The following is a 13,455-nucleotide window of genomic DNA, read 5'->3' as shown; positions in this document are numbered from 1 at the left end:
GCCTTGGCAGCCACCAGCATAGCTGGTGGTTTTCTTGTTTTTCTCTACGAGAAAAACTGGCTCGAAGCCATAACCAAAAGACTTGATTTACGAATCAAGTCTTTTCAGCTGTCTTTTCAGCTCTTCCTGAATCTTTTCCTCCGGCGCAAACCGTTCTTCCCAATCATCAGGTTTTAAAATTTTATGGGTAATTGGATCAAAATGGGCCTTCCCATCTGGAAATGTTTTCCCCATATTTGCAGTATGGACTATCTGAAAAATTGGTTCTGGATCAACCCCCATCAAAACAAACGAACCATATGTAAAATAAAGAATATCCAGCAAAGCATCTACCTGATCCTGCATCGAAACCCCGAAACCTCTCTTGCCAGATACCTTAGCAGCAGCAGTATCTAAATCCTGATGAAGTTGTTGAATAAAATCATGAAACTCAACTTCAGATTCTGAAGCTGCATGTAGAAATTCTACCAACTCCTCCAATTTAAAACCAGCGCGATGCAAAGCCGTCTGTCCATCATACACACTGGGAAGTTCTTGGGTTTCACCATCCATTAAAAAATGAAAATCCTTTACCCTATTAAAATTATCGTCCTTGCTCTGAAACATCTTATCCCTCAATCACACCAAAATGAATTAATGCCTTATAAATCCCATCACGATTATTTGTATCCGTAACAAAGGAAGCAGCTTGTTTAACCTTTTTCGTCCCATTTCCCATCGCTACCGAGTGCTGAATTTCATTCAACATTTCAAAATCATTATTAGAATCCCCGAATACCATAACTTCATCTAACTCAAAACCATATCGATCTGCAACCTTTACAATACCCGATAATTTTGAATTTCCCTTACTGATAATATCAGTCGCATAGGGACTCGAACGCGTAAAAGACAAGTCCGAAAAGAGCATCTCCAATGATTGTGTCTCCCTTTCCGTCGTCAGCAACATCAGCTGATAGATTGGTTGAAAGAGAAAACCTTTCAAATTCGTTTCCTGTTGAGGACTAATCCAACGTACCAAACGATTGAAAATAAAATTTATGATTCCAGCCCAGGACTCCGGAATCATACGCGTCACACGATAGGCAAAATTTCCCGTTCCAGCACTCATAATTTTACTACCAAATATGCCTTTAGCAGTTCCAAAAGATAAATCCTTGTGGTGAGTTTGCGCATACTCCATAATTTGTTCAATTTGCTTTGGCTCTAAACTCTGACTATAAATAACTTCTTCTCTTGAAAAAATATATTGACCATTATAAGCAATGACCAAATCTAGCCCTAAACTAGCCATATACTGCAAAACAAAACGAGGGTCACGTCCTGTAGCTAGACCAACTAAAATCCCTTTCTCTTTCAAAGCATTAATGGCGAGAATAGTTGAACTACTAACCATACGATTGTCGGTCAATAAGGTACCATCAATATCGAAAAATACAGCCTTTATCGTCAACCAACTCACCTACTTTCTAAGAATTATGTTACAATTAGTATATCACACTTTGAAAGAAACTGAAAATTTATGAAAAAAATTCTAGTACTGCATACAGGTGGAACCATTTCTATGCAAGCCAATCATCAGGGTGAAGTTGCATCGAGTAAAATCAATCCAATGACCCAAATTGATAGCCCACTAGAAGAAATTCAAGTGACATCCTTGGATTTTCTCAATGTTCCAAGTCCACACATTCGCTTAGAACACATGATGACTCTATACCAAAAAATTAAAGAAGAACAAATGAACTTCGATGGTTTTGTCATTACACATGGCACAGATACTTTAGAAGAAACTGCCTATTTCCTTGATACAATGGCTATTCCAGAAAAACCAATTGTATTGACCGGAGCCATGCGTTCCTCAAATGAACTAGGTAGCGACGGGATTTATAACTACCGAACAGCCCTACGTGTGGCTGCTGATGCTAAATCCGCAGATAAAGGTGTTCTAGTGGTCATGAACGATGAAATTCATGCTGCTAAATATGTTACAAAAACCCATACCACCAATGTCTCAACCTTTCAAACACCAACCCATGGACCACTGGGATTAGTCACCAAACGAGAGATTCTCTATTTTAAAACTGCTGAACCACGTGTTCGATTTGACTTATCAACAGTTACAGGAACGGTCCCAATCATAAAAGCTTATGCAGATATGGACTCCATTCTCCTTGATTCTCTCACTGCAAGCTCAATTTCCGGTTTAGTCATTGAAGCACTCGGCGCCGGAAATCTTCCACCTACCATCCTTCCAGCCATTAAGAAACTCCTTGATCAAAAGATACCCATTATTCTGGTATCTCGCTGTTTTAACGGAATTGCTGAGCCTGTCTATGCCTACCAAGGAGGTGGCATCCAACTGGAGCAAGACGGCATTCTATTTGTTAAAGAATTGAATGCTCAAAAAGCCCGGCTCAAACTCCTTATCGCTCTCAATGCAGGCTTGGAAGAGCAAAGCTTGGCAGATTACATCCAAGGTTAATCGCTGACGAACTATACAATATGTCAAAAGACCAACACAGGTGTGTTGGCCTTTTTTATATGACTAGTCCAATTCCTCTCGATCTTTCAAATTAGCAAGCAAAATCGACCAATTAGGGTCCTCCTGCCAATTTTCCACGCTAACAATCTGACTAGCAACTCGTCTTGCTTCCTCTAAAATCGGATAGTCCTCGATAATATTTGCAACCTGAAATTCTGGCAAACCTGATTGACGAGTTCCAAATATTTCTCCAGACCCACGCATTTTTAAGTCTGCTTCAGCCAAAATAAAACCATCTGTCGTCTCTGTCATAATTTTCATGCGTTCCTTACCAGACTCTGTTTTAGGATTAGCAACTAACACTGCATAAGACTGCTTATGACCACGTCCTACACGCCCTCTCAACTGATGTAATTGGCTCAAACCAAAACGATCTGCATCCATAATAACCATCACCGTTGCATTGGGCACATTGACTCCGACTTCAATAACAGTGGTAGAAACCAAAATATTCGTTTTTCGCTCCTTAAAAGCCTGCATGATGGCGTCTTTCTCGTCATTCTTCATCTTACCGTGTAACAAATCCACTGTAACTTGCTCTCCAAAATGCGCCTGTAAATCAGATTGCAGATCTACAGCATTCTTTAAATCTAGAGCCTCAGATTCTTCAATCAGCGGAGAGATAAAATAAACCTGAGCACTACTCTTAAGCTCCTTCTCCAACCAATCTAAGACCGTGGGCAGCTGTTGATGTTTGACCCAGCGAGTGATAATTGGCTTTCGACCAGCAGGTAACTGATTAATAATCGATACATCCATATCTCCAAAAGCTGTAATGGCTAACGTCCGAGGAATAGGTGTAGCAGTCATCATAAGCACATTCGGATTATCACCCTTCTCACGAAACAGACGGCGCTGTTTAACACCAAAACGATGTTGCTCATCCGTCACAACCAAACCAAGCTTATGGTAGGTCACACTTTCCTGGATAAGAGCATGAGTTCCTACAATGATGTCTACCTGACCACTAGAAATCGCCTCTAAAGCAGTACGACGCTCCACAACCTTCATTCCCCCTGTCAAAAGAGCAATAGAAAGTTCTGGAAAAAGCTGGCGCAAACTCTCAAAGTGTTGCTCAGCCAAAATTTCTGTCGGCACCATAATTGCAGCCTGCATCCCCGCAGTCACAGCAGCAAACATAGCCAATCCAGCAACTACTGTCTTTCCTGATCCAACATCCCCTTGTAACAAACGATTCATATGCCCATAGGACTTCATATCTGATAGTATTTCAGCCAAAGCCCCAGACTGAGCATCCGTTAAGACAAACGGCAATTGTCTTATTTGCATAGCCAATCTATCAGCATCATAGGCAATCTTCAAACCATTCGAAATATCACGATTGTTGGCTTTCAGCATTTGCAACTGTAATTGAAAATAAAATAATTCCTCAAACTTCATACGTCGCAAAGCTTGTCTATACTCTTCTAAATTTGTCGGAAAATGCATCGCAAAAACCGCCTCTCGGCGATTCATTAACCGATAGCGCTCTCGTAAAACTGATGGCAAGTTCTCCTCTAATAAATGCAAATATCCCTGATCAATAGCTGTTTTAATAGCCTTAACCAAATTTACTTGCGAAATCCCTTGCGCCACATGATAGACAGGTTGGAGCTCATCTGATACTTGAGCCAAAATTTTCATTCCTGTCAAACTTGCCTTAGCCTTATCCCACTTTCCCCAAACTGCAATATCCTGCCCCAAAACAATCTTATCTGCTAAATAAGGCTGATTAAAAAACGAAACTGCCAAGACAACCTCACCCTGTTTCATTGAAAAACGGAGTCTATTTCTTTTGTAACCATAATACTGTACATTAGCCGGAGATACCACCTCCCCAACTACCACCGCCTTCTCCCCATCCTGCAAATCATAAATAGACTTACTCTCAAAATCTTCATATCTAAATGGATAGTAAGTCAGCAAATCATTAATATTCTGAATGTTAATTTTTAAGAATTTTTCAGCCGATTTTGGACCAATCCCTGGCAAAACCGATAATTCATCACATAGTTTTTTCATATCTCTATTATAGCACAGCTCAGACAGCAGTCCAATATATCAAAGTCTATAACCCCTACACCTAAACAGAAAATCACGATCATTTCTCGTGATTCAGATTGAAGAAAAAGTCTATTTTGGTGATTTTCTTCAATCTTTTTCAGCTAAGCCCCCCTAAAAAGTACAGTTAGCAGTCTAAAAATATTATTCTTCAGATTTTCATTTACAAAAAATACGCCAAATTTTACGACGTATTTTTATAGTTTCTCAACTATCTCTCTTTCATAATTAGTAAAATTCAAGCTATCTAAATTATTTTTTATATAATCAATTATTTCAGTCGAACCTAAATTTGTGCGAATTTTTTTGATTGCGGTAGACGGAACTCCATAATCTAATAGAATGCTTTTTGAGCCACCGACTCCTTCGTTTTCTAGCTTGGCTATAAATGACGAGTAATCAGCTTTTTTATCTTCCAGAATATAATTTACTATACTCTGTAAAACTGACATTTTCTTAGGAATTTTAAATTTCGCCTCAGTTCTGACAAACTTAAATATGTCAAAAATTGCTTTATTATATACTTTATGTAAGTCTTCATTATCGGCTTTATCTAATTGGTACTGTACTTCACTATCAATTACATCTTTAATATTCCCTTTCGAAATTTTATTAGCCTTAAGTGCGATATGCTTATAGCTATTATTGTTAACATTATCTAAACCATGCGAAATAGCTTTCATCGTTTGCAATAAAGTATCATAAGATGGAGAGTGGTTATTCCACGATAAGTCAGTTAATAAATTAGGGTTTTGAATAAGATAATTATATAGTTGTTTTTGAGACTCCACATCATAATAATTTTCCCTAAAAATAGTCCACAGTTCTTCCGAAACACTCGATTTTATTGTATCGTATCTCTCTTTAAGATTATCTTTTACGTCCGTGCTTTCTAGATTAATTAATACTTCGCTCTGTAAATTGTCCTTTTGTTCAATAAGTGGAATATCCACTTTTTCCAAAGTCTTTAAAGGAGGAGTGTCAAAATAAAAAATATTTCCAGAATAATGTTGCATCATACGTCCTGCACGACCCTTGATATTATTAAAATCAAAATAAGACAACGGTTTATTCGATTTTTTCATATCAAATATAACTATATTCTTAGCTGCAGTATTAACCCCCTCAATTAATGATGTTGTCGCAAAAATAACGTTAAGCTTTCCTTGGTTAAAGTAATCCAGTTGAGAATTAACAATATGTCTGGGAAATTGTCCATTATGCATTCCTATACCATGATTTAATATTGTTTTCAAGTTCCACTCTTCTGAAACATTCTCATCAATCCATTGAATTATAGGCAACTCCACCCCTATCTTTGTGATACGTGTTATATATTCTAGAGACAGTTCCTCTGCTCGTTTCGGAGAACGCACATAAACTATGGTCTGATCTGGTATTGATTTTAATAACTCAAATAGTTTCTCTTTCTTATCTGAATCTTTGCCAGAGTATTCAATATGAGTAATGTTTTGATTTACCAGACTATATTCTGTAGAAATAAATTTTATATTGTATTTGTTCAAAAAGTCACTACTTATGTCGTCTACATTTGGTGTGAGTAGTAATAATTGCGGAGAGTTTATCTGCATTATCTTATAGAATGCAATATTTAGCTGACTAACGCGTTCATCCGATTTCGAATTCGATATTTTGTAAAATTCATCTATCACGAAAAGGTCTATCTTAATTTCAGAAATCTTTGGAAAAAGTTCTAACACTCTTTCGCTCGTTAAGATAAAAATATTATTATCACTCAACTCCTGTTTCGTATTTACAACTATATTGTAAGCAGTATATTTTCTTAATTTTTTTCGCGTCTCATCAATTAAAGCTAATGTCGGCTGAATAATAATGATATTTTTATAAATTTTTCGAGAGATAAATTCTTCAATTAATAAACTTTTTCCAAAACTAGTCGGAGCTGAAAGAATGATATTCTGCTTTTTAGATATAATCTCTTCGATTCTTTTCTGTTCGGAGTGGAATCGTATTTTTTCATCTCCGCCTATCGAAATATTTGATTTATGAAATTCATTCCTGTACTTAGCTGATAAATTCAAACTAGATAACTTTTCGTCATTTAAGTATGGATAAAATCCAAATGACTCGATTAAATCTACAAAAACAGGTTTTAATGTATCATGGACAGAATCCCATCTTTCAAGAACTTCAATCAGTTTGTGATAATCTTGACTTTCTGAAATATCTCTTGCTATTAAAAAGCCTAGATTAAAGTCTTGTAGTTGTTTATCCAATTAAGCCTCACTTTCTTTCTTAAGTTTATAATGCAACTTCCGAACTAACTCATTTTTGCTTGTAACTGGAAATAGTAGTAAATGAATTTTTAGTCGTTCTTTATTCTGAAAGTTAGATATCTGTTTATCAAAATAACTACGCGTCTGCTTCATTGACTCTTTTAATTTTTCCTCAAATTTTCCCGAAACTTTATCCGAATCTTCTTCGAACTCAAAAGATTTCAAAATGTTGCTGTCAAATAATGCAAAAAAACACGCATTTATCTTAATTAATTTTGAAAGAAATTTTGTATTGGGGTCAATTAACTGCTTTATAGCATCATTATCAATGCTTAAATCACTGAACCTATTACTTATTATTGCGAATTCTTGATTAAAAAAATCAATATTAAAATGGTTGTGCAAATCTTTTGAAAGCTCTCTTAAAGCAGAATTTTTATCTTTATAAAACTTACTCTCACCCAACCAGAGGTCATTATTCTGTGTATCATAGTGTACAGCGTCAAATCCGTGAACTACCGCATTAAAGGAGTCTTTGAAATATAATTTAGATATCAATTGAGGCTTGTTCAGTTTTCTATCCAGTAAATGATATAGAATTAACTCACCAAATTCACCTCTTTTCATATATTTATCATCTTCCTTTGAATATTGCTGACCTAAGTAGTATTCGTTCGCATTTTTTATTTCATCAATATTATAGAGTAATCTTCTCCCCTCTCTATGTGCTTTTCGAGGGGAATCTTTTGAAAGTTCTAATACTTTTGATTTTCCGAGTGCAAAATTTGCAATGTCGTCAAAAATCTCTTCCGACCAGTCATCGATTTTTTGATAAATTTCTCCATCATCACCCAAGTCGAATGAAATATAAAAACAGTGCGTCTTGTCATCTGTTTCTTCTAGAAAATACTCTGTGTTGTATGCTACCATAATACCCCTTTAAAAAATTGGTTTATTATCAACCACTAAATAATCATACTTAGAGCAGTCGCTATAATGAATATCAATTTTATCAACGACAGAAGCGAAATCTAAATCACCAATCAAATCAAATTCATCTGTTTTTAAGCCAGTATTTAAAACAAATCGATAATCATTAAAGTCATAAAAATTAGGTTCTGACGAAGAGGTTAGATTTACCATAATTCGAGATGCTTTCGCCAATAAACAAATATATTGAAAATCCCTATCGATATAGATAGTCTGGTTGTTCGGATGAGCCAGACTAAAATGCTGATTTGGTGTAATCATAATAAGGTTTTCTAAGTAATTAGCAATTTCAGGAAATTCTGATTGCGGAAAGATATGGTGTGCTTGAGTTGCTTTAACAAGTTCCGTAGTCTGATGAATTTCAGAGACTCCGTTAAACCATTTATCATTAAACCGTCTAACTTGACGTTTAGCTTTATCAACCGCATACTTAGCAAGAGCTTTAGCTTGACGTTGCTCAGCAGTCAAACTATGATCTGCCCTCGTTTCAGTCTTTTCTTTGCCAGATGATTCATCTCGCCAATTTACTCGATTATACTGCAAATCATTTAGAGTGATTCGATTTTTAGAAATCATCCCTCGAATAGTTCCTTGTTTCTTTAGCTTGAAAGCAAGTGGATTCAATATTTTAGTGAAAATTCGTCCGCACTCGACATCACCATTTATTGGGGTGTTAGTAGTAGTAAACTGAATAAATGTATCACGAAGTCGCTTGTATGAATCTCTAGTTTGTTGCTCAAAGAATATTTCAAACTCAGAATAAAATCCACTATCTAATAGAACTTTTTGAATATATAAGAAAAGAAAATTTAGAGCATTAGTTGGACGAAGTGCAATATACTCTAACAATTCAACATTATTAACCCGATAAAAATAACGAGTTCCTGATTTTCGTACATTTAGGATATGACTGTATCCAAATAACTTAATAGGCTGTCCAAAATATTTATCATATTCATTACTCGCCTTTTTAGATTCGGTATCAGGCTTAGTAAAAATTTCTAAAACATTATCCCTAGTGTAATCGTTATGCCAAATATCAGAAACGGTAAATTCTTTGGTCGTATCTTCTCCTACAAATTCTAATATACAGTCTGCAATAATTGAGAGCACATCATAAGTACATTTCTGGTCTATCCAACGAGCATCATTAGTTTTGCGAACATCATAATCAAATTGTGATAAAAATTGTTCAATAGTCATAGAGCAAAGCCCTCATTAAATATCGTTAAAAATTTACCAACATCCTCCCCCTCATTTAACAGCAAATTTTCCAAAATTTCTTGAACAAACTCTTTTAAGGGAGGAGTGATATATTCACTATAACGACCCGTTTGCGAAACATCAAATCTATAATCTGAAATTAGATGGTTAATAAATTCATTCGAGTTTATTCTCGCTACAATTCCATGAGTGGGACGACCCGCAGAGCTGGCATCACTTAAAGATTGAGACAAATTTCTTAAACTTGACTCATCTTTAAGATAATGAATGCGACACTCTTTCGCCCATGCACCATCAACATAGTTCCCCTCTATTAGCATTTCTATAGATTTATCATAGGTCGTATGGGGTGAGCCACCATAACTCTGATAATGACGAATATTAGACAAAAAACCTAATACATAAACATACTCCTCCAGAGTTGCAAAAGAAATCCCTGAAATTCCCCAGCGTGGATTGTTTGTGCTAAAATCAATTCTCATTTAATCTCTCCTTTTATTATTTCAAAGCTCCAAACCAATAGCTACTCGTTTTGTCGATATTCAATGAACGTGTTTGATAATTTCTGGCAATCTGGTAAAATTCTCTGTATTCTTTTGTTGAAAAATATGACCGCTGCCGTTCTGTTAATGAAACATTCTTCTTAGGAATAAGGATTGCCAGCGAGCCATTTGTTACGACACCAGTTGGTTTTTTCATAACCCTCGGTTTATAACTCATATTGGGAGTTAGATATACTGTTTCATCATTCAGATACTTAAATGTAGCCATTTTGCTTACGTTTTTTTGAGAAATATAAGCATCATAGTTTGGTATCTCAATAATCTTTTTACCATCGTCACTAATATTTCGAGATTTCAAAACTCGAATATCATCGTTATTATTTAGTTGTAACTCGGAATTTGAATTTGTGATTTGCCTATCTCTAAAGACATCGAAAATTCCAAAATCCATCTTGGCAAACACATCATCAAACCGAGCATTACGATAAATCACCCAGTATGGAAGGTCTTTTGAAAAAATATAGTTCTTACTCTGCTGGTAGGTTATATTTTTAGTAAGTGATCTAACTTTTACACTATCTGTTTTATCTTTAATAGTCTTAATCGCTAAATTTATCGTCTCAACTAAAACACCTTTGAAACCCTTTTCCCCAAAATCCACAATGCCATAAACATCGTGTTCCTCTAAAAACAATCGCGTTTTATAATATTCAGGGGTGTTTAGTATATTTTTAGGCATAATCATCGAAACATAATCAGCAGAACGAACGGCTTTTTCAAGGATAAATTCCGCTAGATTGGTTGTTGCATCATTAAAGTTATGTTTTTTATAGAGTGCGGTTTCTTTGGAATTTAACTTTGTAAAGGGAGGATTTCCGATGATTAAATCAACCCTATCATGCTCAAAAGTCATATAGTCAGAATGAATATAGGTAATCTGAACATTTGACGGTGTATTATTATCGTAAAGTAACTTCAACAATTCAAGAACATCTTTATCGACATCAACAACGGTCAAGGTGATTTGTTTGTCGGCGTATTTGTGGAAGATAAAGGGCAAAAAGTTACCTGAACCCACTGATGGTTCTATTATTGAAATACTACTGTTTTCAAAATCAGGGAGATCTTCTAAAATCTCCTGAATAATGAATTTATTTGTAAAATAGGCTGAATTGTTTTGGCGTTTAGAATTAGCTAATTCAATAATTGAAGACAATGTTGAGAGCGAATATTTATCTCTATTTTCCAGTACGAATGACTTTAAAGATTCAAAATTATCTAACCCCTCATCGCTAATTAACTTTTTGACATCAGTCTCCGAAAGAGAAACCTTACTCAGAAAGTCGTTTATTTTTTTAGCAATACTTTGAAAAATGACCGTAGGCACCGCTTCACCAATACTCTGACGAATATTCATCTCTTCCTTTTTAGATAGCTTCCGCTTTTCTTCATAAGTGAGATTATTTAGTTCATCTAGCTCCTTATCAATCCACCTAAATTGGTCAGGAATTGTCATTAACTTCATTAACTCTCGAATAGAAAACACACGGTCTTGGATCGGGTGTACGGTATTTTGACTAGCCATTTGGTCGTTTCGAGTATGAATACAGGCAGCCACTTTATCATAAACTTGACGAGTATATTTGTCTGAGTTTTTAGCCTGATTAACAACTAGTTTACCATCAACAATTTTATGTGGTTTTTTGATATCATCTTCATTATCAAAAGCACTCTTCCCCTGTTCAACATCATGAATCCAAGAACGCATATGTTCAGGGTATGTCCTAAAACTATGGTAAAAATCACGAGGACTATACTGCCCCCACTCTAACTCTTCCATATCTCCAATAATATCAAAGAGTGATTTTTCTTCTACATAGTCTGGGAACAACTCACTTGGAACAACTTGATTAGCTAATTGTTTGTCAACACCAATAACTAGCGTCCGTGGTCGTGAAGAATTAGAGCCGTAGTTTTTAAAGTTGAGAATACGATGCTCGAAAATATAGTCATTTCCTAATTCCTCGGCAATCATATCTCCAATCGCCATAACCTCTCCACTCTTTGAAAGACATCCTGTTTTCCAAAATGCTGCAACATTTTCAAAAACAAAGAATCTTGGCTTAATCGTTTTTACAATTTCAACACTCTCATTGACCAGACTATTTCGATTGATTTCGTCAACCTTTTTCTTATGATTTGCAACACTCATTCCCTGACATGGTGGAGTGGCAACAACAACATCCACTCGGTCGTTGCCCAAATTCTTCCACCTCTTAATCTCATTGTAAATTCTTTGTTTTGTATTGCTTTCCTTGATATCACCAGAAATATACCCTGTCTCAAATTGACATTTCTGATTATTTTTCTGAATAGCCAACCGACGCTCCACAATCTCGTTGGTCGCAATACATTCAAAATTCTCCAATTTGAAACCATAACATCCAACTCCAGCAGATGAAAACAGACTAATATAAGTTGGTTTATTTTTTATCATTACTTTTCCTCTCGCACAAATTCAATAACATCCTCAATTTGACAATCCAGTTCTTTACAAATTTTGTCAATCATTCTCAAGCTAATAAACTTATTTTTTCCCATATTTGCAAGAGTAGCTGAATTCATTCCTGTTATATTTTTAAGGTCAGTTTTTGTCATACTTTTATCTATCAGCAATTTCCAAAGTTTATTGTAGGTTATCGGCATAATCTTAACATTTACTTTCTTAAAGGTTGTCTTTACTTTATTATAACACATCTAGTATGTATTTCCTAAAATAAAACCAAACAAAAACCTCTTGACTCTTTCTCTCAATCGAGTTATCCTCTGAGAGCATTAATCTGACTCAAAAGGAGATTTTTATGGAAAAGTTAAAATGAAAAACCCTCAGCCATCTACTGAGGGGGTATGCCAGTGCCCAAATCATTACACCAACCTATTTAAATTGAGGTTGGGATACTCTATCAACGTAATAATTAACTAAATTGGGCAGACTACTCTAGATATACGGAGTTTCAGGATTACTTGGGGCTCCGTTTTGGTTTCACTGCGAAACCTGTATGAATAATACTATAGAGGAAGTGTATTGTCGATAGCTTTCAGGAAATTCTCGCAAGTTGATAAAAGTTTCATTCTTTATTTCTATTCCCATCGCCATTCGCTTCGAGTGAGATTTTGTTGGTGTGCCATCGCCGCTTCTGAGGTGTTTTATCAGGCGACTTATTATCTATTCAGGGTTATGTTAGGGCGGTCAAGGTACTTTGCCACTATATAAGCTCCCTATAACCTTCAATAATGGACGGGCGAGATGAATCTAAAATACGAAGGCAAACTAAAGAACTTGACAACACAGCTAGTGAATGAACTTATTGATAAAATCGTCATCCACCAACCAACTGGACGTGGCAAAAACCGTCAAGTCACTATTGAACTGCATTACCGATTTATTGGAGAACTATAAAACGAGCGAACTAAAACTCGCTCGTAAAATAATAACTAACGGACTGCTCGGTGAGGTGTGGACATTATATCAACAAACAATGAATAGACAAAGTAACAAGAAAAGAAAAAGGAGCCAAATTAAAGCCCCTTCACCTCAAAAAACAAAAAAGAGACCTAAACAGCCTCCAAATATAGTCCGTACGGGATTCGAACCCGTGTTACCGCCGTGAAAAGGCGGTGTCTTAACCCCTTGACCAACGGACCATATACTAAAGATTTCTCTTTACTCCGCCAACAGGGCTCGAACCTGTGACATCATGATTAACAGTCATGCGCTCTACCAACTGAGCTATGGCGGAATATGCTAAGCGACTACCGTATCTAACAGGGGGCAACCCCCAACTACTTCAGGCGTTCTAGGGCTTAACTGCTGTGT

Annotated in this window: 9 protein-coding genes, 2 tRNA genes and 1 pseudogene; 2 read left to right on the top strand and 10 right to left on the bottom strand. The window is 35.9% G+C overall.

What is annotated here, in order from left to right; genetic code table 11:
* Positions 1-87: 87 nt before the first annotated feature.
* A pseudogene (locus tag SST111_RS12380) lies at positions 88-1,453 on the bottom strand (Cof-type HAD-IIB family hydrolase).
* Between the two features lie 69 nt (positions 1,454-1,522).
* Between SST111_RS12380 and SST111_RS04955 the strand changes: the two are divergent.
* Entirely contained in the window at positions 1,523-2,482 is a 960-nt protein-coding gene (locus SST111_RS04955; protein WP_024401521.1) for an asparaginase, read from the top strand.
* Positions 2,483-2,545: 63 nt separating this feature from the next.
* On the opposite strand, the gene recG is transcribed toward SST111_RS04955, so the two are convergent.
* From recG to SST111_RS04920, 7 genes are all read right to left on the bottom strand, one after another.
* Positions 2,546-4,564, bottom strand: coding sequence for an ATP-dependent DNA helicase RecG (gene recG, locus SST111_RS04950; RefSeq protein WP_099810234.1), 2,019 nt, complete (start codon positions 4,562-4,564; stop codon positions 2,546-2,548).
* A gap of 236 nt (positions 4,565-4,800) precedes the next feature.
* Positions 4,801-6,861, bottom strand: a complete 2,061-nt coding sequence (locus tag SST111_RS04945; protein WP_099810233.1) for a DEAD/DEAH box helicase — start codon at positions 6,859-6,861, stop codon at positions 4,801-4,803.
* Positions 6,862-7,791 carry a HamA C-terminal domain-containing protein gene (locus tag SST111_RS04940; RefSeq protein WP_099810232.1) on the bottom strand — a complete coding sequence of 310 codons (930 nt, stop codon included), beginning with the start codon at positions 7,789-7,791 and terminating at the stop codon, positions 6,862-6,864.
* A gap of 9 nt (positions 7,792-7,800) precedes the next feature.
* Complete coding sequence (locus SST111_RS04935) at positions 7,801-9,054, bottom strand: fibronectin type III domain-containing protein (protein WP_099810231.1); 1,254 nt, start codon at positions 9,052-9,054, stop codon at positions 7,801-7,803.
* A complete protein-coding gene (locus tag SST111_RS04930; protein ID WP_099810230.1) occupies positions 9,051-9,557 on the bottom strand; it encodes a hypothetical protein in 507 nt (168 codons plus the stop codon). The genes SST111_RS04935 and SST111_RS04930 overlap by 4 nt, the downstream gene beginning before the upstream one ends.
* A 16-nt stretch (positions 9,558-9,573) precedes the next feature.
* On the bottom strand, positions 9,574-12,075 hold the full coding sequence (locus SST111_RS04925) for a DNA cytosine methyltransferase (protein ID WP_099810229.1): 2,502 nt from the start codon (positions 12,073-12,075) through the stop codon (positions 9,574-9,576).
* Entirely contained in the window at positions 12,075-12,284 is a 210-nt protein-coding gene (locus SST111_RS04920; protein WP_041785926.1) for a helix-turn-helix domain-containing protein, read from the bottom strand. Before SST111_RS04920 ends, SST111_RS04925 begins: the two co-directional genes overlap by 1 nt.
* Positions 12,285-12,885: 601 nt before the next feature.
* Here SST111_RS04920 and SST111_RS04915 point away from each other — a divergent pair.
* Positions 12,886-13,038: a DUF4368 domain-containing protein gene (locus tag SST111_RS04915; protein ID WP_257211410.1), complete on the top strand. Its 153-nt coding sequence runs from the start codon at positions 12,886-12,888 to the stop codon at positions 13,036-13,038.
* A gap of 173 nt (positions 13,039-13,211) precedes the next feature.
* Here the strand turns inward: SST111_RS04915 and SST111_RS04910 are convergent.
* Together SST111_RS04910 and SST111_RS04905 are read right to left on the bottom strand one after the other, a co-directional pair.
* Positions 13,212-13,283: transfer RNA gene (locus SST111_RS04910), tRNA-Glu, on the bottom strand.
* A gap of 22 nt (positions 13,284-13,305) precedes the next feature.
* Positions 13,306-13,378 (bottom strand) — tRNA-Asn (locus SST111_RS04905).
* Positions 13,379-13,455: the final 77 nt, after the last annotated feature.

This window comes from Streptococcus suis YS161 (assembly GCF_002760245.1).
GTDB lineage: Bacteria > Bacillota > Bacilli > Lactobacillales > Streptococcaceae > Streptococcus > Streptococcus suis_I.
Note: the sequence above shows the minus strand (reverse complement) of the source record. Positions and strands in the feature narration are given on the sequence as shown.

What these genes read in the sequence shown, in the direction of transcription:
- SST111_RS04955 (WP_024401521.1), top strand. Translation starts at nt 1,523, where the DNA reads ATGAAAAAAATTCTAGTACTGCATACAGGTGGAACCATTTCTATGCAA.
- recG (WP_099810234.1), bottom strand. Translation starts at nt 4,564, where the DNA reads ATGAAAAAACTATGTGATGAATTATCGGTTTTGCCAGGGATTGGTCCA.
- SST111_RS04940 (WP_099810232.1), bottom strand. Translation starts at nt 7,791, where the DNA reads ATGGTAGCATACAACACAGAGTATTTTCTAGAAGAAACAGATGACAAG.
- SST111_RS04935 (WP_099810231.1), bottom strand. Translation starts at nt 9,054, where the DNA reads ATGACTATTGAACAATTTTTATCACAATTTGATTATGATGTTCGCAAA.
- SST111_RS04930 (WP_099810230.1), bottom strand. Translation starts at nt 9,557, where the DNA reads ATGAGAATTGATTTTAGCACAAACAATCCACGCTGGGGAATTTCAGGG.
- SST111_RS04925 (WP_099810229.1), bottom strand. Translation starts at nt 12,075, where the DNA reads ATGATAAAAAATAAACCAACTTATATTAGTCTGTTTTCATCTGCTGGA.
- SST111_RS04920 (WP_041785926.1), bottom strand. Translation starts at nt 12,284, where the DNA reads ATGCCGATAACCTACAATAAACTTTGGAAATTGCTGATAGATAAAAGT.
- SST111_RS04915 (WP_257211410.1), top strand. Translation starts at nt 12,886, where the DNA reads ATGAATCTAAAATACGAAGGCAAACTAAAGAACTTGACAACACAGCTA.